The following is a 25651-nucleotide window of genomic DNA, read 5'->3' on the forward strand; positions in this document are numbered from 1 at the left end:
GACGTTTTGATTCGAGTTGATGAAGCGTCGCATAGGGCGGCGCTTGTTGATGGAGTCAGACCGTGGCGTGTGTTGGCGTTGTTGCGTGCGGCGTCGATACCCTGACGAAATGAGAGGCCACGGAATGTCGAATCTGGAGACGGTCGTCGAGCGCAGCGAGCATCCGCTCGATGTGATCGAGCGCATCGCCGCGTCGCAGGAATGGGCGTTCGATCGCGAGCAGGACGACGAGATTTCGCTGTCTGTGAAGGGCTCATGGTCGGACTACCATGTCGCCTTCACCTGGCTCGACGAGATGGAGGCGCTGCATATCGCTTGCGCCTTCGACCTCAAGGCGTCGGGCCCGCGCCGGGCGGAAACGCTGGCGTTGATCTCGCGCATCAATGAGCGCATGTGGGTCGGGCATTTCGATCTCTGGACCAAGGAGAACGTCGTGATGTTCCGCCACGCCTTGCTTCTGACCGGCGGCGCCGAGCCGCAGGGCTCGCAATGCGAAGCGCTGCTGAAGCTCGCGATCGAAGCCTGCGACCGGCATTTTCAGGCGTTCCAGTTCGTGGTCTGGGCCGGCAAGTCTGCCGAGGACGCGCTCGAAGCGTCGCTGTTCGAGACCGCGGGCGAAGCGTGAGCTCGCTCCCGTCCTCACTGATCCTCGTCGGCGCCGGGAAGATGGGCGCCGCGATGCTGGAGGGCTGGCTGAAGCTCGGGCTCGATCCCAAGCGCGTCACCTGCATCGATCCGGGCCTCAAGGACGAGCCGCGCGACGAACTCGCGGACAAGGGACTGACCATCGTCGCGAGCGCGGCCGACCTGTCGCCGCCGCAGGCGCTGGTGCTGGCGATCAAGCCGCAGATGCTCGACGCGGCCGCAGCCGGCCTTGGCGGCATCGTCGGGCCGCGGACGCTTGTGATCTCGATCCTCGCCGGCAAGACGATCGCCGATCTCAAGGCGCGGCTGCCGAAGGCGGGGGCCATCGTCCGCGCCATGCCGAACACGCCGGCCGCCGTGGGTCGCGGGATCACCGCCGCGGTCGCCAATCCTGCCGTCTCAGCGGATCAGCGCGCAATGGCCGATGCGTTGCTGAAGGCGATCGGCAGGGTCGAATGGCTCGACGACGAAGGGCTGATCGACGCGGTCACCGCCGTCTCCGGCTCGGGCCCGGCCTATGTCTTTCACCTCGTCGAGGCGATGGCGGCCGCGGGCGCGAAGGCCGGGCTGCCAACCGATCTCGCCATGCGGCTCGCCCGCGCGACCGTGGAAGGCGCCGGCGAGCTGATGTTCCAGTCGCCGCTTCCGCCTTCAACGCTGCGTGAGAACGTCACCTCGCCCGCCGGCACCACGGCCGCCGCCCTCAAGGTGCTCATGGACGACAAGGGCCTGACCGCGCTGATGACCGAGGCGATCGCCGCGGCCAAGCGACGCGCGGAAGAGCTCTCCGGCTGATTCCACTGGCGAAGCGCCGGTCGCCGCCCTAGCTTTCCCTTACGATCGTTTCCCGAAGCCGTGGGGCGTCGCATCGCTCCGCCGCGCCGGACAGGAGGCTTTGATGACCGACGCCCAGAGGGCTGACGCCCGCACCCGCATTGTCGAAGCGGCCATGGCTCTCGCCGCCGAGCGCGACTGGCCGACCATCGAACTCCCTGACATCGCCCATCGCGCCGAGGTCAGCCTCGCCGACCTGCGCGACGCGTTTCCCTCCAAGGATGCGATCCTCGGCGGCTTCGCCCGCATGATCGACCGCAAGGTGCTCGAGGGGACGAAGGACGACCTCGCCGGCGAACCGGCGAAGGACCGGTTGTTCGACGTGTTGATGCGCCGCATCGATGCGCTCGTTCCCTACAGGGGCGCTCTGAAGCGCCTGCGCGCCTCGATGCCGCGCGATCCGTTGACGCTCGCGGCGCTGAATTCGGCGGCGCTCAATTCGCACCGCTACATGCTGGCGGCGGCGAACATTCCAACGTCGGATGCGATGGGCCATCTCAAGGTGCAGGGGCTCGCGATCGCGTTCAATCGCGTCGTCGATGGCTGGCTGCGCGAGGATGATGATCCCGATCTCTCCAAGACCATGGCGGCGCTCGATCGCGCGCTGACGCGCGGCGGCGTGATGCTCGACCGCGTCGAGGATGCGATGCGGCTGACAGCGCCGTTCCGCGCTTTCGCACATTCGTTCAAGGAGGCGGGCGAGAAGTTCCGCGCGCGGATGAGCGAGCAGCGCGCGCGCCGCGACGCGGAGCGAAATGCGCCAAAGCCCGACGACGACGTGGTCGCGATTTAATCGCTTCGCTGTTCGTTGACGTCATGCTCGCGCTTGTCGCGAGCATCCACGTCTTCTTTCCTAAGCCTCAAACGACGTGGATGCGCGGAACAAGTCCGCGCATGACGCGCGCGAGATATTCCGCCTACTGCCCGGCGACGTGATCGAGGAATCCGGTCACGCTCTTCAGGCGACCTTCCCCATCAAGCAGCACGATGTCGGTTCCAACAGCGGCGGGATCGCCGCCATCAGCCGACAGGCGCCATGAGAAGCGCACGCGATCATTGTGACCGTCCGGCTTTCCATGCAGCGCGAAGGCATGGCCAGGGAAGCGCTGATGCACGGCGCCGATGAGCGCGTCGATCTGATCGCGTCCCTCTCCCTTCATCAGGGGATCGATGTAAGTCGCGTCTGCGGCCCAGCCGTTTCTCAGCATGTCCTTGCGGCGCGCGCCGTCGGTCTCGTTCCACAGCGCGATATAGGCGTCGGCGATGTCGTTCGGGTTCATTGTCTTCTCCTCGCTGGTCATCGGCTTGTCCGATGACGCATCATCGCGAGGGAGAGCGAGTGAAGCGATTACGTCTGAGGTTATGCGCCCTCATCCCCGGAACGGTGAAGCGCAACGAAGTGGAGCGGAACCGTGTCCGGGGTCCAGCGTAAAGAGCGCGAGCAAAGCGAGCACTCAACTCAAATAATATTGTCGCGCCTTTGGCGCGAATTTCTTTCGCTGGACCCCGGTCTCCGTTCCGTTCGCTGACGCTCACTTCACGGAACCGGGGACGGAGTGAGCCTTACGCCGCCGCCTTCGCGCCGACGAGGCTCGAGAACATGCGCAATCCATCAGTGCCGCCGGCGAGCGGATCGATGAGATTCTCCGGATGCGGCATCATGCCGAGCACGCGCAGATTGTCGGAATAGATTCCCGCGATGTCGTTCAGCGAGCCGTTGAAATTCGCGGGCCCGCCGACCTTGCCGCTTTCGTCGCAATAACGGAACGCGACAAGCCCCTCGCCTTCAAGCTTCGCGATCGTCTCGACATCGGCGATGTAATTGCCCTCGCCATGGGCGCTGCACACCTTGATCGCTTCATCAGGCTGATATTCGCCTGAGAAGGCGGTGCCGGCGCGCGCGACGCTGAGATGGTGGAACTTGCAGACGAATTTCAGGCCCGCATTGCGCGCGAGAACGCCCGGCAGAAGCCCAGCCTCGCAGGCGATCTGGAAGCCGTTGCAGACCGCGAGCGCATAGCCGCCGCGTTCGGCATGGGCGCGCACCGCATCCATGATGGGCGAGCGCGCCGCAATGGCGCCGCAACGGAGATAGTCGCCATAGGAGAAGCCGCCGGGCAGCACCACGAGATCAGTGCCGCGCGGCAGCTCCGTCTCGGTGTGCCAGACATAAGGCGGCTCGACGCCGGAAGCGGCCTTCAGCGCCCGCCCGATGTCGCGTTCGCGATTGGAGCCGGGGAAGACGATGACGGCCGCTTTCATAGTCAGCCTCCGATCTCGACCCGGTAATTCTCGATCACCGTGTTGGCGAGCAGCTTTTCGCAGGCCGACTTCAGCGCCGCCTCGGCCTTGCCCTTGTCGCCGCCGTCGAATTCGATGTCGAACACCTTGCCCTGGCGGACGCTCGCCACGCCCTCGACGCCGAGCGTCTTCAGGGCGCCCTCGATCGCCTTGCCCTGGGGATCCAGCACGCCGTTCTTCAGGGTGACGGTGACGCGGGCTTTCATTTCACGGGCTCCGGGGATGATGGCCGGTCGATAAGGCGGAATCGGCTGGCGGGCAATGCGGAGGGCGCCGTTCAGCTTGCTTGTTTGAACGGCGCGATCTGATCGATTTCGCGACCTGACAGATCGGACGCAGCTTCGAGCGCATAGCGGCTCTGGATATTCATCCAGAATTCCGGGCTGGTGCTGAAAAAGCGCGCCAGCCGCAGCGCGGTGTCCGGCGTGAGCTCGACCTGTTCGGCGACCAGCCGCTCGATACGGGTCCGCGGCACGCCAACCGCCCGCGCCACAGCCCCCGCCGAAAGGCCGAGCGGCTGAAGGAATTCCTCGCGCAGGATTTCGCCGGGATGAATTGCTGGCAAGGTCGCCATTGGCCGCCTCTCTCAATGATAATCGACGAATTCGACGCCGGCCGGTCCTTCCGGCGTCCAACGAAAGCAGAGCCGGAACTGGTCGTTGACGCGAATGGAATATTGTCCGGTCCGATCGCCCTTCAGAGCCTCCAGCCTGTTCGCCGGCGGACTCCGCAGATCGTCGAGGCGAATGGCGGAGTCGAGCATCACGAGTTTCCGCCGCACAAGTTTCGCCAAATCGGCGGGGAATCCTTTCGGAATGCGCCTGCCGAGCACGGCTTCGAGCCGCTTGTCGCTGAAGCCGCGGATCGGCGTGGGGCGATCTCCAATTTTCGCCGGAATGTATCATGATGCGATACATCTCTCAATCCCCGCTTCTGGGGAAAGCACAGATGTAACCGATCTCGCGCTGTTCGCACGGCTCGCTCGCCCTCCCGCTTTGATCTTCCCTTCACCTCGCCTCCGAAGGGGAGGCCGGGAGCGCCTGATAGGCGCGGCCAAAATGAATGGTGGGATTTCGCCTTCCGGCGCTCCCGGCGCGGATTCTTTGACCTCCCGTCGCACGCTCTCCGCGGCGCACCGCTTAAGGCCCTCCTGGGGCGGCCCGATCGTATTGTCGGGCGGGCGTGCTGTCGGAAGCCCCCGGGAGTCCTGAAAGCCAGGTCGCGATCAGAACCCGCAGGTCCGCCCTCTGCTCCCGTTCGGTCCTGACCCGGACGGCCCCGAGAAGAGCAGAGGCAAACATATAGTAGGAATTTAGTCAGGAAATGTCAAGAGAAGGTCACCGTTGCGCAATCAAGCGGCATCCTTTTTCCAGCGTCATCGCCGGGCTTGACCCGGCGATCCAGACCAAGGCCGATGTCGACGACTGGATGGCCGGGTCGAGCCCGGCGATGACATCTGGAGGGAGAGCCAAACCGCACACGGGGATCAGCGCGCATCGCATCGCCCGATTGCGCCAGACGACGGGACAAGCCCGGAGGCATCCCCTACATCTGACGATAGGGATGGGCTCATTGAATTATTTCAGCATCTTCCGCGCGCATGGCGCGGTGGTCATGTTCGGGTTTCTGTTTTCCTTCCTGTCCTCCTTCGGGCAGACCTATTTCGTCGCCCTCTCGACGCCTGACATCCGGAACGCATTCGACCTCAGCCATGGCGAGTTCGGCGCCGTCTTTTCGGCAGCGACGCTCACTGCGGGACTTTTCCTCATCGTTATCGGCAGCACGCTCGACCGCGTGTCGCCACGCGCCTACGCCGCCGCTTCTCTTGCGGGCTTGGCGATCGCGGCGCTGACGCTTTCACTCGCGCAAAATATCGCGCTGCTGGGGCTGGCGCTGTTTGGTCTCAGGCTGTTCGGCCAGGGCACGCTCAGCCACGCCTCGATCACCAGCACGGCGCGGCTTCCGCTCGGCGTGCGCGGGCGCGCCATGGGCTTCGCCAATCTCGGCTTCCAGACGGGCGCGGCGGCCTTTCCGGCGGCGGGCGTCGCGCTCATGACGACTTTCGGCTGGCTCGGCATGTGGCGCATCGCAGCCATCATCGCCGCCGTGTTCGCGGTGCTGGTGTTTCCCTATGCGCGCGGAGTCGTCGAAGCGCCGCTGAAGCACGCCGCGACGCAATCGCAGGCCAAGCACAGGCGGCGCGACATCATCCGCGACTGGCGGTTTCTCGTGCTGCTGCCGACCATGCTCGGGCCGCCGGCGATCACGACAGGCTATTTCTTCCACCAACGTTTTCTCGCGGACGACAAGAGCTGGAGCCTCGATCTCCTGGCGCTCAGCATCACGGCCAGCGCGCTCGCATCCGTGATCAGCTCCATCGTCGTTGGCGCGCTGATCGACCGCTTCGGCGCCATCCGCATTTCGCGCTTCCAGCTTCTGCCGCTCGCCGCCTGCTCGCTTGCGCTCGGTCCGATGTCGGGCCCGGCGAGCGCTATCTGGTTCTTTGCGCTGCTCGGAATCACATCGGGCGCAAACGGCGTCGTCATCACCGCCGCGCTGGCTGAAATCTATGGCGCCGGACAGATCGGCATGATCCGCGCTGTCGCACAATCGCTGCAGGTGATCGCCTCCGCGATTTCGCCTGTCGTGATGGGCTATGCGTTCGATCTGCATGTCGCGCTGGCGACGATCGGCGGCGTCGCAGCGGTTTATCTTGTCGCGGCCGCCGCTGCGACTTTATTGCTGAAGCCGAAACCGCTGCTGCCCTGACGCTCTGCATTCACACGCGGTTCTCGAATTCATCCGTCGCCGCGACGATCGCCTCGGCCATCCCAGGATCGCTCGCGCTGTGGCCCGCCTGCTCCACCGCGACGAGACGGCTGCCCGGCCAGGCGCGATGCAGCAACCATGGCGTGACCAGCGGGCCGCTGACATCGAGCCGGCCATGAATGAGCACGGCGGGAATTTGGGAGAGACGCGCGGCGCTCCGCAGCAATTCGCCCTCTTCGAGCCAGGCCCTGTTCGCCCAGTAATGCGCAACGAGGCGCGCAAAGCCGAGGCGGAAGCGCGCATCCTCATAGCGCGGATTGGGCTTCGCATCCTTGCGAACGCCTGCGATGGCGATCTCCCAATCGCACCAGTGGCGCGCCGCTTTCTCGCGCGCGACGGGATTATCGCTCATGAGCAGCCCGTGATAGGCGGCGGCGAGATCGCCCTCACGTTCAGCTTCAGAGACGCCGTTGCGAAATCTCTCGAACGCCTCGGGGAAAAAGGCGCCGACGCCGCGCGTGATCCATTCGATCTCGCGCGCGCTCGTCATGGTGACGCTGGAGAGAACGATCTCGCTGATGCGATCGGCATGGCGCTGCGCGTAGGCTTGCGCCAAGGTCGCGCCCCAGGACGAGCCATAAAGAAGCCAGCGTTCGACGCCGAGATGATCACGCAGCTTTTCGATGTCGGAGATCAGATGCGCCGTGGTGTTGGTGGAGAGATCCGCGTCAGGCTCGCTCGCATGCGGCGTGCTGCGGCCGGCGCCGCGCTGATCAAACAGGATGATGCGATAAAGCTCGGGATTGAAATAGCGCCGCGCGTTCACCGAGGCGCCGGAGCCCGGCCCGCCATGCAGCACGAGCGCCGGCTTGCCAGCGGGCAAACCGCAGCATTCCCAATAAAGCCGATGGCCGTCGCCGACATCGAGCATGCCGTGGGAATGGGGTTCGAGGGGCGGGTAGAGGGAGGGCATGAGATGAACGTTCTCAGCAGTGTTCAGTTCAGATTGCGCCGAGCGTCAAGGAGCATGGAACGGAACATCAAGGGCGTTATTCAGATTGGCGCTCACTTTCCACATCGTCATCGCCGGCCCTGAGCCGGCGATCCAGACCGCAGCGCCGGAGACCAACGATTGCTGGATGCCCGGGTCAAGCCCGGGCATGACATCTGGAGGAAGTCAGCGCGCGAAAAGAAAAGCTTCTCAGCCTCTCACGCCGAGCTTGCAGGCATTCTCGTCTCTACAATTCCCGCGACCTCAGCGAGAATATCGCTCCCGCATAAGAGCTTATTGTCGCCTCAGCGACACCCGATAAGTAATCGATGTGGTTTGAACAGCCCCGCTTTTTTCGTCCTTTGTTATGACGCGAACTGTAAACTGATCATTCTCCGCCGATGAGGAGGCTGCCGGAGCGCGATAGGCGATAAAGACGCTTCGTCGCCCATCCGCGGCAGGCGCTGGCTCAACGGAAGCCCCTGCATTGCCGTAATTGGGCCGACTCGAGATACCTGCGGACTGAATCGAAAGACCACGTCTGAAATTCAGGACTTTCGAGCAGGTCCACGCAATTCGCAAATGCAGAAAATAAGTATTCGCCGTCCCTACGCTGAATGGCCCTTCCGCGCCGAAGCAGGTGGCTGAGTATTGAGCAAGGGCCGGGATTGTTGGCTGGAAAAAACAAGATCCAAATATGACAATCAAAATTGTTCTTCTCATCGCTGCGCGCAGAAATCCGCGCGCGCACGCGCCGTTCCTGATCATGTGTTTGCCCCCTTATCGCCTCTATCGCAATTGATACGTCCTCAACTTCAAATATCACGCTCACGCCGCGCTCGCCGGCATCCTTTTCTCCACGATGCCCGCAACATCGGCCAGAATATCGTTCACCTGAAAATCCTTCGGCGTATAGACGGCGGCGACGCCGATATTCTTCAGCACATTCTCATCGTCAGGCGGAATGATGCCGCCAACCACGACGGGAATGTCGAGGTCTTCACGCCGCAAGCGGTTGATCACCGCGCGCACCAGCGGCACATGGCTGCCTGAGAGAATGGAAAGGCCGATCACATGCGGCTTTTCCGTCTTCGCCTTCTCGACAATCTCGTCCGGCGTCTGGCGTATGCCGTCATAGATCACGCTCATGCCGGCCTCGATGGCGCGCACCGCGATCTGCTCGGCGCCGTTGGAATGGCCGTCGAGTCCGGGCTTGCCGACGAGAAAACTCACCTTCGTTCCCAATTTGCGCTCAAGCGACAAGACGAGCGCGCGCAATTTCTCGATCTCATCGCCGGTCGCGCGCGATTCCATGGTGACGCCGGTCGGCGCGCGATACTGGCCGAACACGCCGCGCAAGGTCTCGCCCCATTCGCCCGTGGTGACGCCGGCCTTCGCGCAGACGACCGACGGCTCCATGATGTTGTCGCCTGATCGCGCCGCCGCTTCGAGCGCTTCAAGCGCAGCCGCGACCGCGCTTTCGTCGCGCGCAGCGCGCCATTTGCGAAGATTGGTGATCGCCTCGATCTCGACATTGTCAGAGATGGTCATGATCGCGCCGTCGCCAGATGTCAGCGGCGATTCCTCGGTCTCGGTCCAGCGGTTGACGCCGACGACCACCTGCTCGCCGCGCTCGATGCGCGCGAGGCGATCTGCATTGGAAGCCACAAGCGCTTTCTTCATCGCGCCTGTTTCAATCGCGGCGACGGCGCCGCCCATGGCGTCGATGCGCTTCAATTCTTCGCGCGCCGCGGCCTTCAATTCCTCGACCTTGCGATCCATCTCGGCCGAGCCGTCGAAAATATCGCCGAATTCAAGAAGATCGGTCTCGTAGGCCAATATCTGCTGCATGCGGATCGACCATTGCTGGTCGAAGGCGCGCGGCAGTCCCAACGCCTCGTTCCATGCGGGAAGCTGCACCGCACGCGCCCTCGCCTTTTTGGAAAGCGTCACGGCGAGCATCTCGATCAGGATGCGATAGACGTTATTCTCGGGCTGCTGCTCGGTCAGCCCCAGCGAATTCACCTGCACGCCATAGCGGAACAGGCGCTTCTTCGCGTCCTTCACGCCATAGCGCTCTCTGGTGATTTCATCCCAGAGATCGACGAAGGCGCGCAATTTCGCGATCTCGGTGATGAAGCGCATGCCGGCGTTGACGAAGAACGAGATGCGCCCGACCACATCCTCGAAGGTCGCGTCATCGACGGCGCCGGCGGCCTTCACCGTGTCGAGCACAGCGATGGCGTTGGCGAGCGCATAGGACAATTCTTGCACAGGCGTCGCGCCCGCCTCCTGCAAATGATAGGAGCAGACATTCATCGGATTCCATTTCGGCATCTCGCGCGTTGTGAACAGGATCGTATCGCGTGTCAGTCGCAGCGAGGGCGCGGGCGGAAAGACATAGGTTCCGCGCGAAAGATATTCCTTGATGATGTCGTTCTGCGTGGTGCCCTGAAGCTGTTCGCGCGGGCAGCCCTGCTCGTCGGCGACGGCGATATAGAGCGCCAGCAGCCAGCCGGCCGTCGCATTGATCGTCATCGAGGTGTTCATGGTCGCGAGCGGGATGTCAGCGAACAAAGCCCTCATGTCGCCGAGATGGGCGATCGAAACGCCCACTTTCCCGACCTCGCCATTCGCCAGCGGATGGTCGGCGTCGTAGCCGGTCTGGGTCGGCAGGTCGAAGGCGACGGAGAGGCCGGTCTGTCCCTTGGCGAGATTCTTGCGATAGAGCGCGTTCGATTCCGCCGCCGTGGAATGGCCGGCATAGGTGCGGAAAATCCACGGCCTGTCGCGCGGAGCGGATTGCGGCTTGTCGTTGTCTGCCATGGCCTCACCGTCCCCCCGCCCTTTCCCGGATGGTGCAACGCACAATCAGGGTTGGCAAGCAAGCCGACGAAGATGGGCGTTTCGGCGCGCGTGGGGCGCCGGTGAGCGAACGCTTCAGGCCCTGTCGGTCTCCCGTCGGTGTGGCGGAAAAATCACTGCCGATGCGATTCGCTGCGTCCCATCGGTTTCGCTGACGCACCGCAACACAAAGCGCTTGAACAGCCCGTGCAATCCGGCAGCCTCATGGAAGCGGTCTGTTTATCGGCCGCCGAACATGGGGGGCCATGGGGATGTTCGCTTTTTTGAAGACGCCCGGATTGCTTCGCAAAGATTTCCTTCGAGCGTTGATTCTTACGGCCTTGATCCCCGGAGCCCTGATCGCAGGCGTGTTGATGACTCCCGGCGCGGCGCAGGCGCAGGTCGTGGATGTGGATGACCTTGGAAACGAAGTGGCCGCCGCGTTGAATTCGATTGCGGCGGTTCTCAATGCGCGTCCGTGTCTGACCCCGTCCGAGAAGAATGCCATGTCGGACGAACTTACGCGCATTCGAGAGCGCCTGCGGGCTGACCAACTGGCGGCTAACAAAGCCGGCGAAGCCAGGAGTGGCGTAAGCTACAAAAGTTGGAATAGGGCTCTTATCCGGATAGATAACTACATAAATAACGTGAACGCCAAGCGGAGGGAAATCGAAAATTACCCCGTTTGCAGGACCGACCCGGGATCGCAGGTCGGCTGGTTCGTCGGCGGCTATTTCGTCAAGAGCTGGCAGGATCTGAAATCGGCCGAAAAGCTCGCCGCGACCGGACAACAGACCAACTCGTTCTCGGACAATAAGGACCCGCTCGGTTTCGGCGTCATTGTCGGCGCGAAATTCACGCCATGGTCCAACGACATTGTGGCGGCGCCCTTCGCCTCGTTTGAATATCTGAACATGTCGGTAAACCATACGTTCGTCGGCGGCAGCTTCCTCGGAACGAGGAGCAATTTCGCGGCGACGGCGGGCGTCAAGGTCGGTCCGCAGCTTTCGTCGGGACTTTGGCTTTACGGCGTCGCGGGCGTGAGCCTGCTCAACCAGACGCTCAGGGTGAATTTCCTTCCGGTCGTGAGCTCCCGCGATACGACGGTCCCGGGCGCGACTTTAGGCGTCGGCGGCGCGTGGCAGCCGGAATTCCTGCAAGGCTTTGGTCGTCCGGTGTCGCTGTTCCTCGAATACCAGCATACCTGGTGGCAGGACGCGAAATTCAACGCGCCTGCGGCCTCGCCGGCCTTCAACTACAAATTCCGGCGCCAGGACGATGTGATCAAGCTGGGCTTCACCATCGCGCTGGACGCGCCCGCGCCGAACGCGCCCGTCAGGACGCGTGTGTTGAAATAGCCGCTGGCGTTATCGGAGCTACGCGCTCCGAAGATGTTCACATCCGGATGCGCGCGCTGTTGATCGATCCGGCTATGGCGCGCGCGATCGGACGACTGGCGATCGCCTGCTTCCGGCGCGTATCGCACATTTAAAATCCGCGTCGCAGGCTCACTCCACATCGGACCCTGCGACGGACGCGGTCCTTGATGCTCCGTAACGGGAACATGGGCCGCCTGCAAAATCGGGCCTCCCTTTTTTCGCCGCATGCTTTAGAAGGCGCGCGAGGCTTTTATGCTCCGCCGCTTCTTCGCCTATTACCGGCCGCACCGGGCGCTGTTCGCGCTGGATTTCTCCTGCGCGATCCTGTCCGGCTTGCTCGAACTCGCCTTCCCCCTCGCGGTCAAATTATTCATCGACCGGCTCCTGCCGACCGGCGAATGGGGCCTGATCCTCGCCTGCGCCGCGGCGCTGACCGTGGTCTATCTGATCAATGGCGGGCTGATGGCGATCGTGACCTATTGGGGCCACATGCTCGGCATCAACATCGAGACCGAGATGCGCCGCAAGGCGTTCGATCATCTGCAGAAGCTGTCCTTCAGCTATTTCGACAACCAGAAGACCGGCCATCTCGTCGGCCGCCTCACCAAGGATCTCGAGGAGATCGGCGAGGTCGCCCATCACGGGCCGGAAGATCTCTTCATCGCGATCATGACGCTGATCGGCGCGTTCGCGCTGATGTTCACGGTGAGCGTCGAGCTTGCCCTCATCATCGCCGCGGTGGTGCCGATCACGGGCTGGGTGACGAGCCGCTATGGCGGACGCATGACGCGCAACTGGCAGACCTTGTTCGGGCGCGTCGGCAGCTTCAATGCGCGCATCGAGGAGAATGTCGGCGGCATCCGCGTCGTACAGGCCTTCGCCAACGAGGATCACGAACGCAGGCTGTTCGCCGACGACAACCAGAATTATCGCCGCACCAAACTCGACGCCTATCGCATCATGGCGGCGACCACGTCGCTCAGCTATCTCAGCATGCGGCTGACGCAGATGGTGGCGATGGTGTGCGGCAGCTATTTCGTCATCACGGGCAGCCTGAGCCAGGGCGGCTTCGTCGGCTTTCTCCTGCTCGTCGGCGTGTTCTTCCGGCCGATCGAGAAGATCAATTCGGTGATCGAGACCTATCCCAAAGGCATCGCCGGGTTCAGGCGCTACACCGAATTTCTCGACACCGAGCCCGACATCGCCGACCGGCCCAAAGCGATCGTCGCGCCGCGGCTGAAAGGCGAGATCGCCTACGAGAACGTGTCTTTCGGCTATCAGACGGAACGACCGGTTCTCTCCGGCATCGATCTGAAAATCCGGCCCGGCGAGACGATCGCCTTCGTCGGCCCGTCGGGCGCGGGCAAGACCACGATCTGTTCGCTGCTGCCGCGTTTCTATGAAGTCAGCGGCGGGCGCATCACGATCGACGGGATCGACATCCGTGACATGACGCTCGCCTCGTTGCGCAGCCAGATCGGCATCGTGCAGCAGGACGTGTTCCTCTTCGCCGGCACGATGCGCGAGAACATCGCCTATGGCAGGCTTGGCGCCAGCGAGGCTGACATCATCGAGGCGGCGCGGCGCGCGCGGCTCGACGCTGTCATCGCGGCGCTGCCTGACGGGCTCGACACCGTCATCGGCGAGCGCGGCGTGAAGCTCTCGGGCGGCCAGAAGCAGCGCCTCGCCATCGCGCGCATCTTTTTGAAAAATCCGCCGATCCTCATCCTCGACGAGGCGACCTCGGCGCTCGATGTCGAGACCGAGCGCGCCATCCAGCAGTCGCTGTCGGATCTGTCGAAGGGCCGCACGACGCTTGTCATCGCGCATCGGCTCGCGACCATCCGCGACGCCGACCGCATCGTCGTGGTCGATGCGAATGGCATCGTCGAGCAGGGACGCCACGCCGACCTGGTGAAGAGCGACGGGCTCTATCGCCGGCTGCATGACGCCTGACGCCGCCTGCGTCGGCTCATGCCGATGAGCGCTTGAACCAGGCGAGCAATAGAAGCAGGAACGGCGCGCAGAACGCCACGAGGCCGATGAGCAGCGGCCGCTGCGGAATCTGCCAGGCGGTGAACCAGGGCTGACGCAACAGCCAGTCATGCGCATAGACGCCGCCAAATCCGCCGACGGCGACAATGACGCCGTTGCCGATGATGCCGAAGCCGCGGCGGCCGAGAATGGCGTTGGTCATCAGTCCCAGCAGAAGCAGGAATACGCAGATAACGAAACCGAGGACCCAGAACTCCGCAGTTTCATAACCCCTGAGAAAGCTCAGCGCCGCCAGATCGCGCATCGAAAAACCCCGGACCCGCCCGCGGGAGCATCGCCCCGAACCGTCAAGGAAGCGTTGAGAGCCCCCGCCAAAGGGCGATCTGGCCAAAAACCGCGCCCCGACCTATCATGCTGCACTGCAAAAAGACGGGAGGGTGGAGATGACGACCGCGCGCAAGCTGGAGACGGGCGCCAAGGACCTCTACGAATTGGGAGAAATCCCCCCGCTCGGCCATGTGCCTGACAAGATGTATGCTTGGGCCATCCGCAAGGATCGGCACGGCCCGCCCGACGAGGCGATGAAGGTCGAGGTCGTCCCGACCTGGTCGATCGGCGACGATGAAGTGCTCGTGCTCGTGATGGCGGCGGGCGTGAACTACAACGGCGTCTGGGCGGCGCTCGGCCAGCCTGTCTCTCCCTTCGACGGCCACAAGGCGCCGTTCCATGTCGCGGGCTCCGACGCTTCGGGCGTGGTCTGGGCTGTCGGAAACAAGGTCAAGCGCTGGAAGGTCGGCGATGAGGTCATCGTCCATTGCAACCAGGACGACGGCGATGATGAGGAATGCAATGGCGGCGATCCCATGTTCTCGCCGTCGCAGCGCATCTGGGGCTATGAGACGCCCGACGGCTCCTTCGCGCAATTCTGCCGCGTGCAGTCGCGGCAGCTCCTGCGCCGCCCGAAGCATCTGACGTGGGAAGAGAGCGCCTGCTACACGCTCACTCTCGCCACCGCCTATCGCATGCTGTTCGGCCATGCGCCGCATATCCTTCGCCCGAGTCAGAACGTGCTGGTGTGGGGCGCCTCAGGCGGGCTCGGCGTGTTCGGCGTGCAGCTCGTCTCGGCGTCAGGCGCGAATGCGATCGGAATCATCTCCGATGAATCAAAGCGCGACTATGTGCTCGGCCTTGGCGCGAAAGGCGTGATCAATCGCAAGGATTTCAACTGCTGGGGCCAGATGCCGAAAGTGAATTCACCCGAATATGCGGAGTGGGTGAAGGAGGCGCGCAAGTTCGGCAAGGCGATCTGGGACATCACGGGCAAGCAGGATGTCGATCTCGTCTTCGAGCATCCGGGCGAAGCGACTTTCCCGGTTTCTGCCCTTGTCGTGAAGCGCGGCGGCATGGTGGTGTTCTGCGCGGGGACGTCGGGCTTCAACATCACCTTCGACGCGCGCTATGTCTGGATGCGGCAGAAGCGCATCCAGGGCTCGCATTTCGCCCATCTCAAGCAGGCGGCGGCGGCGAATCAGTTCGTGATCGATCGTCGCGTCGATCCCTGCATGAGCGAGGTGTTTCCCTGGGACAAGATACCGCTGGCGCACATGAAGATGTGGAAGAACCAGCATGCGCCGGGAAATATGGCGGTGCTGGTCAACGCGCCGCGCACGGGCCTACGCACGATCGACGACGTGATCGAGGCGGGACAGGCGGCGTAACGCCGGAATGGCGAGCGAAGCGCGGGTCGTCGTCATCTATGACGGCGAATGCGTGTTCTGCGCGAATTTCGCGCGGCTCTTGCGATTGCGTGAAAATTTCGGCGCGGTGCGGTTGATCAATGCGCGCAATGATGACGATCCGCGTGTCGCTGAGGCGCGACGACACGCAAGGCTCAACGACGCTTTCGTGGTGATCGCGGACGATCGCTGGCTCATCGGTCCCGAGGCGATGAATTTTCTCGCGCTGGCGTCGGACGAACGCGGCTGGCTGCCTGTGCTTATGAGACCGATCTTCCGTTCGCCGCGCATCGCGCGCGTGCTCTATCCCGCGCTCGTTCGCTTACGGAAAATCGGGTTGTGGCTGATGGGGCGGAAAGAGCTGGCGTATTGAGGCGCGACTTCGTGTGCGCGTTGCGTCAAGCTTCCGGGAACATCTCCTCAACGGAGAGGTGGAGTCCCGGCGGATCAAGGCGCAGCGGGCCGCTCGAAAGAATGCGCGTTTCGATGAGGTCGCTTGAAGCGCGCGCGTGGTGGGTGATGAGGCGTTTGTCAGGATCGACAAGAAGATAGTGGCGCACGCTGGCAAGCGAGAAATAGCCGCTGAGTTTCTTTCCCTTGTCAACGGAACCGGTCGATGGTGAGACGACCTCGACGATGATCACGGGATTCGGCACCTCAAGCCGATCGCCCTGCAATCTCTCTCCGCAATAAACGAGCGCGTCGGGCTCATAGGCCACGTCGTCGGCGATACGGACGGTCATTCCGTCGGGCATCATGAAGCACGGCAGGCCCGCGCGGCGGATCGCCGAGCGAAGAGCTGTCTGGCACTCGAACTTGCCTTCTGCGTGCCTTGCCCGCTCCGGCGACATCGCGATGACTTCGCCGGCCTCAAGTTCGTACCGCCCCGGTCGGCCTTCCGCCCAGACCAGGAATTCGTCGACCGTCATGCGCTGCTTGGGAAGCGTGCTCATGCCGATTTCATAACACGAAAACGCGGCGACGCGGAACGTCGGCGATCTGATCGCCTCACGCCGCGCTTCGCACGCTCGCCGCTGGCCCGCGCAGATGATCCTGCATGGTGCGGCAATACCATTCGACGAAGGTCCAGACGCCGTGCTCGGAGGATTCCGCGTAAGGGCCGGGCTGATAGCCGATCGAGCGCACGCCGCGCTGGTTGCGCTCGACCAGTTCGCGATCCTGATCGTTGGTCGCCGCCCACACCTCGACGAGACGATTCAAATCATAGTCTTCGCCTTCGACGGCGTCCTTGTGCACGACCCATTTGCAATTGACGAGCGTTTCTTCCGCGCTCGTCGGCAGCATGCGCACCAAAATAGCGTAGTCGGCATGGGCGTGATTGAAATTGCTGGGATAGAGCGCCCAGCGCAGCGAGCCGAAATCATGGTTCGGCAATTTGCCAAGGCGCTTCTTCGAGGCTTCCTTGCCGTCAGGCGTGATCGAGAGATTGCCGGGCTGGAACGGCAGGCGGCCGACGCGGAAATCAGCGCCGTCCGTCGTCACGCTCGGCACGCCCTGCGCCTCGCAACGCTTCCAGAATTCCGAGATGTAGGGGTTCGACCAGGGATCGGCGAAATCGAACAGCAGCAGCGTGCGCATCAATTCGGGATGGCCGGCGTTGCAGTGATCGCACTCGCGCGAATTCTCCATCACGAGTTTCCAGTTGCCCTGCTCGCGCAGGGTGATCTCGTGAACCACTTTCGCATCGCGCAAACCATGCGGCGCGAGCCGCGGTTCAAGCGCCGCGGCGAAGGGTGCGATGTCGGGCGCGCGCTCGGCGAGGCAGACATAGATGACGCCCGCGATGGCGGCGACATGAATCGGCTTGAGACCGAACTCGCTCTTGTCGATCGCGTCATCCATGTTGGGCGCGCGCAGAAGCCGGCCGCTGAAATCATAGGACCATTGATGATAGGGGCAGACGAAGGTCGCGCGCTTGCCGCGCTCGGCGTCGCAGATGATCGAGCCGCGATGGCGACATGAGTTGAAGAAGCCGCGCACCTCGCCGGCGCGATCGCGACAGACGATGATCGAGGTCTTGCCGATTTCGAGCGTGAAGAACTGGCCGGGCTCGGCGATCTCGCATTCGAGGCCGGCATAGAGCCAGCGCCGCTCATAGATCGCCTCCATGTCGAGCTGGAAGAAATCGGGATCGGCATAGAACGGCCCGGGCAGCGACCAGCGCGGACGGCGGCGGTCGAGCAATTCCAGCATGCGGGCGCGGCCGGGCATCAGCGGGTCTCCTCATGGCGGGTGAGCGCGGCGCGCGGCCAAATCGGCTTCCGCAGCAGGGACGACGGCTCAATCGGGAATGGCATGGCGGGACCTGTCGATCGCGACCTCCGTAGGGTTACGGCGGGCCGGTCCATTTGTCTATGCAAATCGCCTGCCGAGCCTCCCCTTGCGCGCCTCCCCCGCCGACACCACGTCTCATTCATGGTGCGCCCAAGGGCGCGGCGGACTGCGGCTTGGGCGGCCTTCTTCGTGGAGGACGTCATGTCGATGACTGAAAATCGGCGGCCTCAGGACTGGGTGAACCTGCTGCTCGCCGTCTGCCTTTTCCTCTCCCCGTGGGTGATGGGGTTCGCCGGCGATGTCGCGCCGGCGCGCAACGCCTGGATCGTGGCGGTGGCCCTGGCCGTCATCGCAATCGCGGCGCTCGCCGCCTTCGCCGAATGGGAGGAATGGCTCAACGTGCTGCTTGGCGCCTGGCTGGTTGTTTCGCCCTGGCTGCTGGGCTTCACCGCAGCCGCGCCCATTCTGTGGACGCATGTGATCTTCGGCGCGCTGATCATCATCGCGTCGGGTTGGGCTGTGTGGGATAACCGGCACACGCCGCATACGGCTTGATTTGCGATCGACGGTCTGATCTCCGGCGACGGAGGCGGGTCGTCCCGGCGCGCCGAGGCAAGGGAGCAATCGGCGCGCCGCTCTCTTCAGCGTCAATTGCGCGGCTTCAGCGTGAAGCCGTCTCGGGCGTTCGCGTTTCTTCAACGGTCGTTTCCGAGGGGACGCCGTTCTCGTCCTCATCCTCCGCGCGCTCTTCCATCTCGATCAATGTTTTCTCATGCGCGACGGCGGCGTTGAGCTCGGCGCCAAGCAGGAACATCGTCGCTGACCAGTAGAGAAACACGAGCGCGATCATGCCGGTGGCGAGGCCGGCGTAAGTTGTCACATAAGTCTGCGAGAAATCGTCGAGATAGCGGCCAAAAGCGATGCCCGCGGCGAGCCAGAGGCCAAGCGTCAGAATCGCGCCCGGCAAAATTCCGACGAGCGTGCGACGGCCGGCCGGCAACCAGAGATGCGCGAACAGCAGCGCTGCGGTGATCAAACTCGTCGCGATGACAAGTCGCCACCAGTTGAGCGCGCGCCAGAGAATGCCAAACTCCGGTTGAAGCGCGACAAGAAAACGGATCGCCGTCGGCCCCAGCACGACGAACAGCGCCAGCGCCAGCATCGCGCCGGCGCCGAGAATGACGAAGAGAATCGATTCCAGCCGCAGGATGTAAAAGCTGCGCGCCTCGACGTCGCCATAGGCGCGGTTGAGGCCGATGCGCAGCGATTCAACGCCGCTCGACGCAAAATAGAGCGCGAGCGCGGCGCCGATCGTCAGCGCATCGCTGCGCGCGCTGGTCAGCACCGTCGAAATCTCGCGCGCGATCGGCCCCGCGACTTCCTTCGGCCAGGCTTCGAGCAGCAGCTTCGCCGCCTCGTCGGCGAGTTCGCGCGTGCCGAACATGCCGGCGAGCGCCGTGACCAGGATCAGGAAGGGGAACAGCGACATCAGCCCCGACAGGGCGATGTGGCTCGCGATCGCCCAGCCGTCATGGGACAGAAATGCGTAGAACGCCGTCCTCGCAACCCGGAAAGGATGAATTCGTCGAAACATTCCAGCAGGATCGATGTTCGTATCGGAGACGGTCACAGGATTGCGCGCCGCCGGCGCCGTCCGCGCCTTGGACAGCAATGCGAGGCGATGCGCAACGGGTCCGGGGAAGATTCGCGATTTGACCGGTCAGCGCTGCTTCGCGCTCGCATCTGCGTTGCGCCCGTCCGCCTCCTGAATGACGCCATTTCGGCCTAAAGACGCGGCCCCGGGCGCTTCGAGCGCCGCCAGCGCCCAGCGACATGTCCATCGCCATGCGAGACGACGCGCGCGACCTGTTCACGCGCGCCACACCCATTCTGTTTGTGCTGATCTGGTCAACCGGCTGGATCAGCGCCGGCTACGCCGCGCTCTATGCGGACCCCCTCGCCTTCCTTCTCGTCCGGCACTCGCTGGCCGCTCTGGCGCTTGCGGTGCTGGCGCTCATGGCGCGGTCGCCCTGGCCGACGCGGCCGCGGCTGATCGTTCACGCCATCGTCGCCGGCGTGCTGCTCAACGGACTCTATCTCGCGGGCGTGTGGTGGGCGGTGCGCCACGGCGTGCCTGCGGGTCTATCGGGCGTGATCGCGGCCCTGCAGCCGATCTTCACCGCGGCGCTGGCACCGCTCATCCTCAAGGAGACGGTGACCGGCCGGCAATGGCTCGGCATCGCGCTCGGCTTTCTCGGGCTGTGCGTCGCCTTCGCGCCGCGCCTCGCAGGCCTCGACGGCGCGACCTTGCAGGCGGCGCTCATTCCCATCGCGATCAATGTCGCTGCGATGCTCGCGGCCACGCTCGGGACCTTCTACCAGAAGAAATACGCCTCCGGCATGGATGTCATGCCAGTCACCGCGCTGCAGTTTTTCGGCGCGGCGATTATAACCGCGCCGCTCGCCTTTCTGCTCGAGCCGATGCGCGTCGAATGGAATTTCACCATCATCCTGACCATGGCCTGGTCGGTGATCGTCCTGTCGATCGGCGGCGTCTGCCTGCTGATCTATCTGATCAGGCGCGGCGCGGTGTCGAAGGTCGCGACGCTCATCTATCTCGTGCCGCCGGTGACGGCGGCCATGGCCTATGTCACGCTCGGCGAGACGCTGAACGCCGTGCAGATCGCGGGCCTCGCGCTGACAGTCGCCGGCGTATGGCTGGCGACGGCGCGATCATGACATCCGACTGACCCTTCGTCTGATTGCCTCCTCCGGACCCGGCGCGTATTGTGCGCCGCAACAATAACGGGGGAGATCAGGATGAGCCGCCTCGCCGCCGCGAATCCCAATTCGTCGCATGATGTTGCCGCCCTAGCGGCCGAGATCGCCGCAGCCGCCGACGCGCTGCTCGCCGAGGCTGTCGCCGCCGTGCGCGCCCGCGTCCTCATCGACGGCAAACTGTCCGCCGAACAGCTCGAGATCGAACAGGCGGCGACGCATGGCCTCTCCTGGATCGCAACCTATGTCGAGTCGATCAGGCAGCTCGCGGCCTATGCCGACCGGATGCGCGCCGCCGGCCGCTTCGGCGCGACGGAAGAGCTGCTGACGCGCATCGGGCTCGGCGAATATTGCGCGCAGCTCCTTGGCGGCGTTCCCATGAGCCAGGGCGAGATCGTGCGCCTGTCCGCGCTTGGCCTGCCTGAACGCGCGATCGCCGCATTTGATTGCGAGGCCGTGCGCGCTGCTATCGCGGAAGGCAATACGCCGGAAAATCGCGCGGCGCTTGTTGCGGGTTTCGCGGACGCCCATGACGGACTCATCGGCGACGCCGGCCTCGACGACACGCTCGTCGCGATCCGCGACGAGATGCGCAAATTCTGCGACGCGGAAGTCACGCCGCACGCGCATGAATGGCACTTGCGCAACGATTACATCCCGATGGAGGTGATCGAGAAGCTCTCGGAGCTTGGCGTGTTCGGCCTGACATTGCCGGAAAATTACGGCGGCCTGGGTCTCGGCAAGGAATCCATGTGCGTCGTCTCCGAGGAGCTGTCGCGCGGCTATATCGGCGTCGGTTCGCTCGGCACGCGCTCCGAGATTGCAAGCGAACTCATCCTCGCCGGCGGCACCGAGGCGCAGAAAGATCGCTGGCTGCCGAAGATCGCATCAGGCGAAATCCTTCCGACCGCCGTCTTCACCGAGCCGAACACCGGCTCCGATCTCGCTTCGCTCAAGACGCGCGCGGTGCGCGACGGCGACGTCTACAAGGTGACGGGAAACAAGACGTGGATCACGCATCCCGTCCGCGCCGACGTGATGACCATGCTGGTGCGCACCAATCCGAACGAGCCCGGCTATAAGGGCCTTTCCATCCTGCTCGCGGAAAAGCCGCGTGGCACGGACGAAGACCCCTTCCCCGCAAAGGGCATGAGCGGCGGCGAGATCGAGGTGCTGGGATATCGCGGCATGAAGGAGTTCGAGCTCTCCTTCGACGGCTTCGAGGTGAAGGCGGAAAATCTGCTCGGCGACGCCGAAGGCCAGGGCTTCAAGCAGCTCATGCAGACGTTTGAATCCGCGCGCATCCAGACGGCGGCGCGCGCGATCGGCGTGGCGCAGGCGGCGCTCGATCTTGGAATGCGCTACGCCAATGAACGCGTGCAGTTCGGCAAGAAGCTGATCGCTTTCCCGCGCGTCGCCGACAAGCTCGCGATGATGGCTGTCGAACTGACGATCGTCCGCCAGCTCACCTATCACGCAGCGCGGCAGAAGGATCAGGACAAGCGCTGCGATCTCGAAGCGGGCATGGCCAAGCTGCTCGGCGCGCGCGTCGCCTGGGCGGCGGCCGATAATGCGCTGCAGATCCATGGCGGCAACGGATTTGCGCTGGAATATCCAATCAGCCGCGTGCTCTGCGACGCGCGCATCCTGAACATCTTCGAGGGCGCCGCAGAAATCCAGGCGCAGGTGATCGCGCGAAGGCTGCTCGAAGGTGGAAATTGATTTGACGCGCTGCGGTTTCAGCAACGCAGCGCGCCATAGATATTCTCACGCCGCCTTGCCGAACAGAATCACAGTGTCGGTGAACTCGCGCTCATGCGGAGCAAGCCGGCTTCTGCTCTCGTCGATCCAGCTTGCGATCTTGACGACCCGTCCTGTCTTGCCCTGTCCATCGATCGGCGCGTCAGGCTCCACGATGCTGAGACCGTTTTCATTAATGAAGAAGGTATGCTCGCCGAACAGTTCATTGAATTGCGGCATGGCCGGATGAGTCTCCGGCAAAGGCTGGGCGTCGAACTGGCTGAGCGTCTGGTTGATGCGCGTGGGATTCAGCTTCATCGCAGATTCCTTGCAGGGTGGCGGAGAAGATGCTCGATACGCTGACGCATGAGTCGTATTGCCGGAATCCGGCGATCGTCTGAAGACGATGCGGTCATTTGGCGACGCCACCGCGTCGCAAATGTGCGGCGATGCTCGCCTCTCCGCGACAACAGCGCTTTGCGGAGCGCCTCCCGCATTCGGACGGCGCCCTGGATCACGCCGCATTTTGATTGAATCAATCAAAATGCGGGAACGTGATCGATTCCAAAAGTTTAGAGCATGGCTTTTACAGCGCGAACGCTAGCGTTCGTTGCGGAAAAACCGGTTCCCACTTTTCGCGCCATGCTCTTACGCCATCATTTGCGCTATCATCGTGAAAACGCGTCGCGACGGATCGCTCTTATCGCGACAGCCAACGGGAGAAACGCCAATGGACAGGGCAGAACTTGGCAAAAGAGCTGCATCCGGGACGATCAAGTTCATCATTGCACTGGCCATTCTTGTGATTCCGCTCGCCGGACTCACAGTATGGACGCCATGGCTGTTCTGGGCGCACTTCTCGCTCTGGTCGGCTCTCCTCACCTGGTATTTCTACATCGTCGATCCGGCGTTGCTTGAGCGGCGCCTGCGCGGCGGACCGACCGCCGAAACGGAGCCGGCGCAGAAGCGTATCCAGCTCGCCATCTCGATCGTGATGATCGCAACAATCCTGATCGCCGCGCTCGATTGCCGTTTCGCTTGGTCGACGGCGCCGCGCGCGGCGATCATCCTCGGCCACATCTTCATTGCAATCGGCTTCCTCGCGGTGACTTATGTACTGCGAGCCAACACGTTCGCCGCGGCGACGATCGGCGTCGCCGAAAACCAGACCGTCATCTCGACGGGGCCTTACGCGATCGTGCGGCATCCCATGTACGCTGTAGCAACGCCGATCTTTCTCGGCATTCCGCTCGCGCTCGGCTCCTGGTGGGCGTTGCTGCTCGCACCCTTCGTCATCTGGCTGCTCGCCGCGCGGCTCCTCGACGAGGAAGCCTATCTCGTGCGAAATCTCCCCGGCTATCAGGACTATCGTGAGAAGGTTCGCTTCCGGCTCGCGCCCGGATTGTGGTGATGATGACGGGCGACGATCTCAGGCGAATGGCGCTGGCGCTTGAGGGCACGACGGAGACGCCGCATTTCGACCGCGTGGCGTTCAAGGTCTCGCGCATCTATGTCACGCTCGCCGCCGACGGCCGCAGCGCGAATTTCAAATTCACGCCTGATGAGCAGGAGTTCAACTGTATGATGGCGCCGGAAGCCTTCTCCGCTCTGCCGAACGCCTGGGGCCGGCAGGGATGGACGGAGGGAAAGCTGGCGGAGATGAGCGCCGAACGGCTGAATTACGCACTGAGCACGGCATGGACGCACGCCGTTGCGAAGAAAGCAAGTAAACGCGCGATGCAATCTACCGGCGGACGCCGCTAGAGCAGGATGAATTTGGCTCGAATCCTTCCGCCGTCATCCCGGGACGCGCGCAGCGCGGGCCCGGGACCCATTGAGCCACTGCACAATTGTCTGGGTTCCGGGCTCGCGCCTTCGGCGCGCCCCGGAATGACGGCGGAAATATTCAAAGCTAATCTCATCGCCTCTAAGACACCGCTGACGGATTGGGCGCGCCGGAGAAGTAGAACAGATAAGCGATCAGAAAGACGATCGCCGCGCCGATCACGCCCAGAGCCAGCACTTTCCAGACATTGTGGCCTGTCACGCCCTGACGCGCGCGTGTGACGTCATTCCTTGCTTCCTCATCCAGCATTGCGCCATTCCCGTTCGAGCGAACGCGTTCATCTTTGCGCGCGCCCTCTTGAGAACGAATCGCGCTGCAGCTTGTTCCGGAACGTGGAGCCGCGAGAGCATGGCGCGAAAAAGTGGGAACCGGTTTTTCCGCGACGAACGCTAGCGTTCGCGCTGCAAAAAGCCATGCTCTCAACTTTTGGAATCGATCACGTTCCCGCATTTTGATTGATTCAATCAAAATGCGGCGTGATCTAGTGAATCTGCCGGAATATCTTCAGCTATTTGCCGCGCCTGGCGCGATAGGCGGCCAGCAGCGCCTTGCCGTCCCCGCCGGCGTCGGCCGTCCACTTCGCGAGAACATCGGCGGCGGCCTCGCGCAGCGTCTGCATCACCTCGACGGGCGGCTTTGCGATCGACATGCCGTTGTCGCGCATGCGGACGTAATTGGCGTCAACGCGGCCATTCATCGCCGCCCATTGCCGCTCGCTGACCTCCTTGCCGATGCGCTCGATCTCGGCGCGCGCGTCCGCGTCCAGCGCATTCCACTTTTCAAGATTGACAGTCGCAAAGCTGAGCGGCACGGCGTAGCCAATTTCGCTGAAATATTTCAGATGACGCCAGAGGCTGCGTCCGGCGCCGCCGTCGCCGGACGACAGCACAGCGTTGAATTCGCCGCTCGCGAGCTTGCCTTCGAGATCGGCGAAAGACACGATCTCGGCCTTTGCGCCGATGCGCCCGAAAAGCTGCGTCCCGGTCGCGTCGAAGGTGCGGATGCGCAGAGCCTTCAACGCCTCGGAGCCGCCAAGAGGCGCTGAGGACCAGACGCCGGACGCAGGCCATGGCGAGACATAGAGCAGCTTCTGGCTGCGCTTCGCGAACATCTCGTGATAACGCGCCTCGGCGATTTCAAACAACGCCTTCGCGTCGGCGGCGTCGGCCGTCACGAACGGCAGCGACGACAGCAGGAACCAGGGTCCGGCGCCGCCAAGCGCGCCGCCGAAACTGTTCGCCATCTCGAAACGGCCGGCGGCGACGGCGTCGACCTGTTCGGACGATTTCAATCCCGATTTCGCATCGGGGACCGGCGTGATCGAGAGCTTGCCGCCAAGTCGCTCCGCGACGAGTTTCGCAAACAGCGCGTCAGCCTCGCCGGGCAGCGAACTCGCGGGATATTCGTTGATAACGCGCCATGCCTGCTGCGCGCGAAGCTCCGTCGTCGCCGCGAGAGCCGCGACGACGAGAGCGACGATCCATTGAATCATCTCCGA

At 63.4% G+C, this 25651-nt stretch carries 27 protein-coding genes; 13 read left to right on the forward strand and 14 right to left on the reverse strand.

The annotated features are described in order from the left end of the window. The first annotated feature begins 124 nt into the window (after positions 1-124). The 3 genes from L8F45_RS14785 (at position 125) to L8F45_RS14795 (ending at position 2272) form a co-directional block, all read left to right on the forward strand. Positions 125-625 (forward strand): type III secretion system chaperone family protein, encoded by a 501-nt coding sequence (locus L8F45_RS14785; RefSeq protein ID WP_342358645.1) that lies wholly within the window; start codon positions 125-127, stop codon positions 623-625. A gap of 41 nt (positions 626-666) precedes the next feature. Next, positions 667-1440, forward strand: coding sequence for a pyrroline-5-carboxylate reductase (gene proC / locus L8F45_RS14790; protein ID WP_342363454.1), 774 nt, complete (start codon positions 667-669; stop codon positions 1438-1440). 103 nt (positions 1441-1543) lie between these two features. Further along, positions 1544-2272, forward strand: coding sequence for a TetR/AcrR family transcriptional regulator (locus L8F45_RS14795; RefSeq protein ID WP_342358646.1), 729 nt, complete (start codon positions 1544-1546; stop codon positions 2270-2272). A 124-nt stretch (positions 2273-2396) separates the two neighbouring features. On the opposite strand, the gene L8F45_RS14800 is transcribed toward L8F45_RS14795, so the two are convergent. From L8F45_RS14800 to L8F45_RS30855, 5 genes are all read right to left on the reverse strand, one after another. Beyond that, positions 2397-2759 carry a nuclear transport factor 2 family protein gene (locus tag L8F45_RS14800; protein ID WP_342358647.1) on the reverse strand — a complete coding sequence of 121 codons (363 nt, stop codon included), beginning with the start codon at positions 2757-2759 and terminating at the stop codon, positions 2397-2399. Between the two features lie 283 nt (positions 2760-3042). Next, entirely contained in the window at positions 3043-3741 is a 699-nt protein-coding gene (purQ, locus tag L8F45_RS14805) for a phosphoribosylformylglycinamidine synthase subunit PurQ (RefSeq protein WP_342358648.1), read from the reverse strand. Positions 3742-3743: 2 nt separating this feature from the next. After that, complete coding sequence (gene purS / locus L8F45_RS14810) at positions 3744-3986, reverse strand: phosphoribosylformylglycinamidine synthase subunit PurS (RefSeq protein ID WP_342358649.1); 243 nt, start codon at positions 3984-3986, stop codon at positions 3744-3746. A gap of 71 nt (positions 3987-4057) precedes the next feature. After that, the gene (locus tag L8F45_RS14815) at positions 4058-4354 is read right to left on the reverse strand and encodes a HigA family addiction module antitoxin (RefSeq protein ID WP_342358650.1); all 297 of its coding nucleotides are present in this window, start codon (positions 4352-4354) and stop codon (positions 4058-4060) included. Positions 4355-4366: 12 nt separating this feature from the next. After that, positions 4367-4543 carry a type II toxin-antitoxin system RelE/ParE family toxin gene (locus L8F45_RS30855; protein ID WP_425329923.1) on the reverse strand — a complete coding sequence of 59 codons (177 nt, stop codon included), beginning with the start codon at positions 4541-4543 and terminating at the stop codon, positions 4367-4369. A gap of 809 nt (positions 4544-5352) precedes the next feature. Between L8F45_RS30855 and L8F45_RS14825 the strand changes: the two genes are divergently transcribed. After that, positions 5353-6549, forward strand: coding sequence for an MFS transporter (locus L8F45_RS14825; protein WP_342358651.1), 1197 nt, complete (start codon positions 5353-5355; stop codon positions 6547-6549). Positions 6550-6559: 10 nt separating this feature from the next. On the opposite strand, the gene pip is transcribed toward L8F45_RS14825, so the two are convergent. Then, positions 6560-7522 (reverse strand): prolyl aminopeptidase, encoded by a 963-nt coding sequence (gene pip / locus L8F45_RS14830; protein ID WP_342358652.1) that lies wholly within the window; start codon positions 7520-7522, stop codon positions 6560-6562. A gap of 846 nt (positions 7523-8368) precedes the next feature. Continuing rightward, a complete protein-coding gene (locus L8F45_RS14835) occupies positions 8369-10366 on the reverse strand; it encodes a protein meaA (RefSeq protein ID WP_342358653.1) in 1998 nt (665 codons plus the stop codon). 290 nt (positions 10367-10656) lie between these two features. Between L8F45_RS14835 and L8F45_RS14840 the strand changes: the two genes are divergently transcribed. Both L8F45_RS14840 and L8F45_RS14845 read left to right on the forward strand, forming a co-directional pair. Then, positions 10657-11742: an outer membrane protein gene (locus tag L8F45_RS14840; protein ID WP_342358654.1), complete on the forward strand. Its 1086-nt coding sequence runs from the start codon at positions 10657-10659 to the stop codon at positions 11740-11742. A gap of 273 nt (positions 11743-12015) precedes the next feature. Continuing rightward, positions 12016-13719 (forward strand): ABC transporter ATP-binding protein, encoded by a 1704-nt coding sequence (locus tag L8F45_RS14845; protein ID WP_342358655.1) that lies wholly within the window; start codon positions 12016-12018, stop codon positions 13717-13719. A gap of 16 nt (positions 13720-13735) precedes the next feature. Here L8F45_RS14845 and L8F45_RS14850 read toward each other — a convergent pair whose 3' ends face one another. Further along, the gene (locus tag L8F45_RS14850; RefSeq protein WP_342358656.1) at positions 13736-14062 is read right to left on the reverse strand and encodes a hypothetical protein; all 327 of its coding nucleotides are present in this window, start codon (positions 14060-14062) and stop codon (positions 13736-13738) included. A gap of 139 nt (positions 14063-14201) precedes the next feature. On the opposite strand from L8F45_RS14850, the gene ccrA reads away from it, so the two are divergent. Together ccrA and L8F45_RS14860 are read left to right on the forward strand one after the other, a co-directional pair. Continuing rightward, the gene (ccrA, locus tag L8F45_RS14855) at positions 14202-15476 is read left to right on the forward strand and encodes a crotonyl-CoA carboxylase/reductase (protein ID WP_342358657.1); all 1275 of its coding nucleotides are present in this window, start codon (positions 14202-14204) and stop codon (positions 15474-15476) included. Between the two features lie 7 nt (positions 15477-15483). Further along, positions 15484-15867 (forward strand): DCC1-like thiol-disulfide oxidoreductase family protein, encoded by a 384-nt coding sequence (locus L8F45_RS14860; RefSeq protein WP_342358658.1) that lies wholly within the window; start codon positions 15484-15486, stop codon positions 15865-15867. A gap of 25 nt (positions 15868-15892) precedes the next feature. Here the strand turns inward: L8F45_RS14860 and L8F45_RS14865 are convergent, their stop codons facing one another. Together L8F45_RS14865 and L8F45_RS14870 are read right to left on the reverse strand one after the other, a co-directional pair. After that, positions 15893-16447 carry a Uma2 family endonuclease gene (locus L8F45_RS14865; protein ID WP_342358659.1) on the reverse strand — a complete coding sequence of 185 codons (555 nt, stop codon included), beginning with the start codon at positions 16445-16447 and terminating at the stop codon, positions 15893-15895. 55 nt (positions 16448-16502) lie between these two features. Continuing rightward, positions 16503-17726, reverse strand: a complete 1224-nt coding sequence (locus L8F45_RS14870; RefSeq protein WP_342358660.1) for an aromatic ring-hydroxylating oxygenase subunit alpha — start codon at positions 17724-17726, stop codon at positions 16503-16505. 264 nt (positions 17727-17990) lie between these two features. On the opposite strand from L8F45_RS14870, the gene L8F45_RS14875 reads away from it, so the two are divergent. Next, positions 17991-18344 (forward strand): SPW repeat protein, encoded by a 354-nt coding sequence (locus tag L8F45_RS14875; protein WP_342358661.1) that lies wholly within the window; start codon positions 17991-17993, stop codon positions 18342-18344. Positions 18345-18450: 106 nt separating this feature from the next. Here the strand turns inward: L8F45_RS14875 and L8F45_RS14880 are convergent, their stop codons facing one another. Next, positions 18451-19383, reverse strand: coding sequence for a YihY/virulence factor BrkB family protein (locus L8F45_RS14880; protein WP_342358662.1), 933 nt, complete (start codon positions 19381-19383; stop codon positions 18451-18453). Positions 19384-19622: 239 nt separating this feature from the next. Between L8F45_RS14880 and L8F45_RS14885 the strand changes: the two genes are divergently transcribed. Continuing rightward, on the forward strand, positions 19623-20528 hold the full coding sequence (locus L8F45_RS14885; protein ID WP_342358663.1) for a DMT family transporter: 906 nt from the start codon (positions 19623-19625) through the stop codon (positions 20526-20528). Between the two features lie 81 nt (positions 20529-20609). Continuing rightward, complete coding sequence (locus L8F45_RS14890; RefSeq protein ID WP_342358664.1) at positions 20610-22289, forward strand: acyl-CoA dehydrogenase family protein; 1680 nt, start codon at positions 20610-20612, stop codon at positions 22287-22289. A 45-nt stretch (positions 22290-22334) separates the two neighbouring features. Here the strand turns inward: L8F45_RS14890 and L8F45_RS14895 are convergent, their stop codons facing one another. Continuing rightward, on the reverse strand, positions 22335-22625 hold the full coding sequence (locus L8F45_RS14895; protein ID WP_342358665.1) for a hypothetical protein: 291 nt from the start codon (positions 22623-22625) through the stop codon (positions 22335-22337). Positions 22626-23037: 412 nt separating this feature from the next. Here L8F45_RS14895 and L8F45_RS14900 point away from each other — a divergent pair, with 412 nt between their 5' ends. Together L8F45_RS14900 and L8F45_RS14905 are read left to right on the forward strand one after the other, a co-directional pair. Then, the gene (locus tag L8F45_RS14900) at positions 23038-23718 is read left to right on the forward strand and encodes a methyltransferase family protein (protein WP_342358666.1); all 681 of its coding nucleotides are present in this window, start codon (positions 23038-23040) and stop codon (positions 23716-23718) included. Further along, positions 23718-24071 carry an MmcQ/YjbR family DNA-binding protein gene (locus tag L8F45_RS14905; RefSeq protein WP_342358667.1) on the forward strand — a complete coding sequence of 118 codons (354 nt, stop codon included), beginning with the start codon at positions 23718-23720 and terminating at the stop codon, positions 24069-24071. The genes L8F45_RS14900 and L8F45_RS14905 overlap by 1 nt, the downstream gene beginning before the upstream one ends. Before the next feature lie 163 nt (positions 24072-24234). Here L8F45_RS14905 and L8F45_RS14910 read toward each other — a convergent pair whose 3' ends face one another. Both L8F45_RS14910 and L8F45_RS14915 read right to left on the reverse strand, forming a co-directional pair. Then, the gene (locus L8F45_RS14910) at positions 24235-24402 is read right to left on the reverse strand and encodes a hypothetical protein (protein ID WP_342358668.1); all 168 of its coding nucleotides are present in this window, start codon (positions 24400-24402) and stop codon (positions 24235-24237) included. 259 nt (positions 24403-24661) lie between these two features. Then, positions 24662-25645 (reverse strand): TRAP transporter substrate-binding protein, encoded by a 984-nt coding sequence (locus tag L8F45_RS14915; RefSeq protein ID WP_342358669.1) that lies wholly within the window; start codon positions 25643-25645, stop codon positions 24662-24664. Between the last annotated feature and the right edge of the window lie 6 nt (positions 25646-25651).

Origin of the sequence: Terrirubrum flagellatum (assembly GCF_022059845.1) — a bacterium.
In the GTDB taxonomy this organism is placed as follows: domain Bacteria; phylum Pseudomonadota; class Alphaproteobacteria; order Rhizobiales; family Beijerinckiaceae; genus Terrirubrum; species Terrirubrum flagellatum.

Excerpts from the sequence above, each read along its gene's own strand:
- L8F45_RS14785 (WP_342358645.1), top strand. The coding sequence starts at position 125 with ATGTCGAATCTGGAGACGGTCGTCGAGCGCAGCGAGCATCCGCTCGAT.
- proC (WP_342363454.1), top strand. The coding sequence starts at position 667 with ATGGGCGCCGCGATGCTGGAGGGCTGGCTGAAGCTCGGGCTCGATCCC.
- L8F45_RS14795 (WP_342358646.1), top strand. The coding sequence starts at position 1,544 with ATGACCGACGCCCAGAGGGCTGACGCCCGCACCCGCATTGTCGAAGCG.
- L8F45_RS14800 (WP_342358647.1), bottom strand. The coding sequence starts at position 2,759 with ATGAACCCGAACGACATCGCCGACGCCTATATCGCGCTGTGGAACGAG.
- purQ (WP_342358648.1), bottom strand. The coding sequence starts at position 3,741 with ATGAAAGCGGCCGTCATCGTCTTCCCCGGCTCCAATCGCGAACGCGAC.
- purS (WP_342358649.1), bottom strand. The coding sequence starts at position 3,986 with ATGAAAGCCCGCGTCACCGTCACCCTGAAGAACGGCGTGCTGGATCCC.
- L8F45_RS14815 (WP_342358650.1), bottom strand. The coding sequence starts at position 4,354 with ATGGCGACCTTGCCAGCAATTCATCCCGGCGAAATCCTGCGCGAGGAA.
- L8F45_RS30855 (WP_425329923.1), bottom strand. The coding sequence starts at position 4,543 with ATGCTCGACTCCGCCATTCGCCTCGACGATCTGCGGAGTCCGCCGGCG.
- pip (WP_342358652.1), bottom strand. The coding sequence starts at position 7,522 with ATGCCCTCCCTCTACCCGCCCCTCGAACCCCATTCCCACGGCATGCTC.
- L8F45_RS14835 (WP_342358653.1), bottom strand. The coding sequence starts at position 10,366 with ATGGCAGACAACGACAAGCCGCAATCCGCTCCGCGCGACAGGCCGTGG.
- L8F45_RS14840 (WP_342358654.1), top strand. The coding sequence starts at position 10,657 with ATGTTCGCTTTTTTGAAGACGCCCGGATTGCTTCGCAAAGATTTCCTT.
- L8F45_RS14845 (WP_342358655.1), top strand. The coding sequence starts at position 12,016 with ATGCTCCGCCGCTTCTTCGCCTATTACCGGCCGCACCGGGCGCTGTTC.
- L8F45_RS14850 (WP_342358656.1), bottom strand. The coding sequence starts at position 14,062 with ATGCGCGATCTGGCGGCGCTGAGCTTTCTCAGGGGTTATGAAACTGCG.
- ccrA (WP_342358657.1), top strand. The coding sequence starts at position 14,202 with ATGACGACCGCGCGCAAGCTGGAGACGGGCGCCAAGGACCTCTACGAA.
- L8F45_RS14860 (WP_342358658.1), top strand. The coding sequence starts at position 15,484 with ATGGCGAGCGAAGCGCGGGTCGTCGTCATCTATGACGGCGAATGCGTG.
- L8F45_RS14865 (WP_342358659.1), bottom strand. The coding sequence starts at position 16,447 with ATGAGCACGCTTCCCAAGCAGCGCATGACGGTCGACGAATTCCTGGTC.
- L8F45_RS14870 (WP_342358660.1), bottom strand. The coding sequence starts at position 17,726 with ATGCCCGGCCGCGCCCGCATGCTGGAATTGCTCGACCGCCGCCGTCCG.
- L8F45_RS14875 (WP_342358661.1), top strand. The coding sequence starts at position 17,991 with ATGTCGATGACTGAAAATCGGCGGCCTCAGGACTGGGTGAACCTGCTG.
- L8F45_RS14880 (WP_342358662.1), bottom strand. The coding sequence starts at position 19,383 with ATGTTTCGACGAATTCATCCTTTCCGGGTTGCGAGGACGGCGTTCTAC.
- L8F45_RS14885 (WP_342358663.1), top strand. The coding sequence starts at position 19,623 with ATGTCCATCGCCATGCGAGACGACGCGCGCGACCTGTTCACGCGCGCC.
- L8F45_RS14890 (WP_342358664.1), top strand. The coding sequence starts at position 20,610 with ATGAGCCGCCTCGCCGCCGCGAATCCCAATTCGTCGCATGATGTTGCC.
- L8F45_RS14895 (WP_342358665.1), bottom strand. The coding sequence starts at position 22,625 with ATGAAGCTGAATCCCACGCGCATCAACCAGACGCTCAGCCAGTTCGAC.
- L8F45_RS14900 (WP_342358666.1), top strand. The coding sequence starts at position 23,038 with ATGGACAGGGCAGAACTTGGCAAAAGAGCTGCATCCGGGACGATCAAG.
- L8F45_RS14905 (WP_342358667.1), top strand. The coding sequence starts at position 23,718 with ATGATGACGGGCGACGATCTCAGGCGAATGGCGCTGGCGCTTGAGGGC.
- L8F45_RS14910 (WP_342358668.1), bottom strand. The coding sequence starts at position 24,402 with ATGCTGGATGAGGAAGCAAGGAATGACGTCACACGCGCGCGTCAGGGC.
- L8F45_RS14915 (WP_342358669.1), bottom strand. The coding sequence starts at position 25,645 with ATGATTCAATGGATCGTCGCTCTCGTCGTCGCGGCTCTCGCGGCGACG.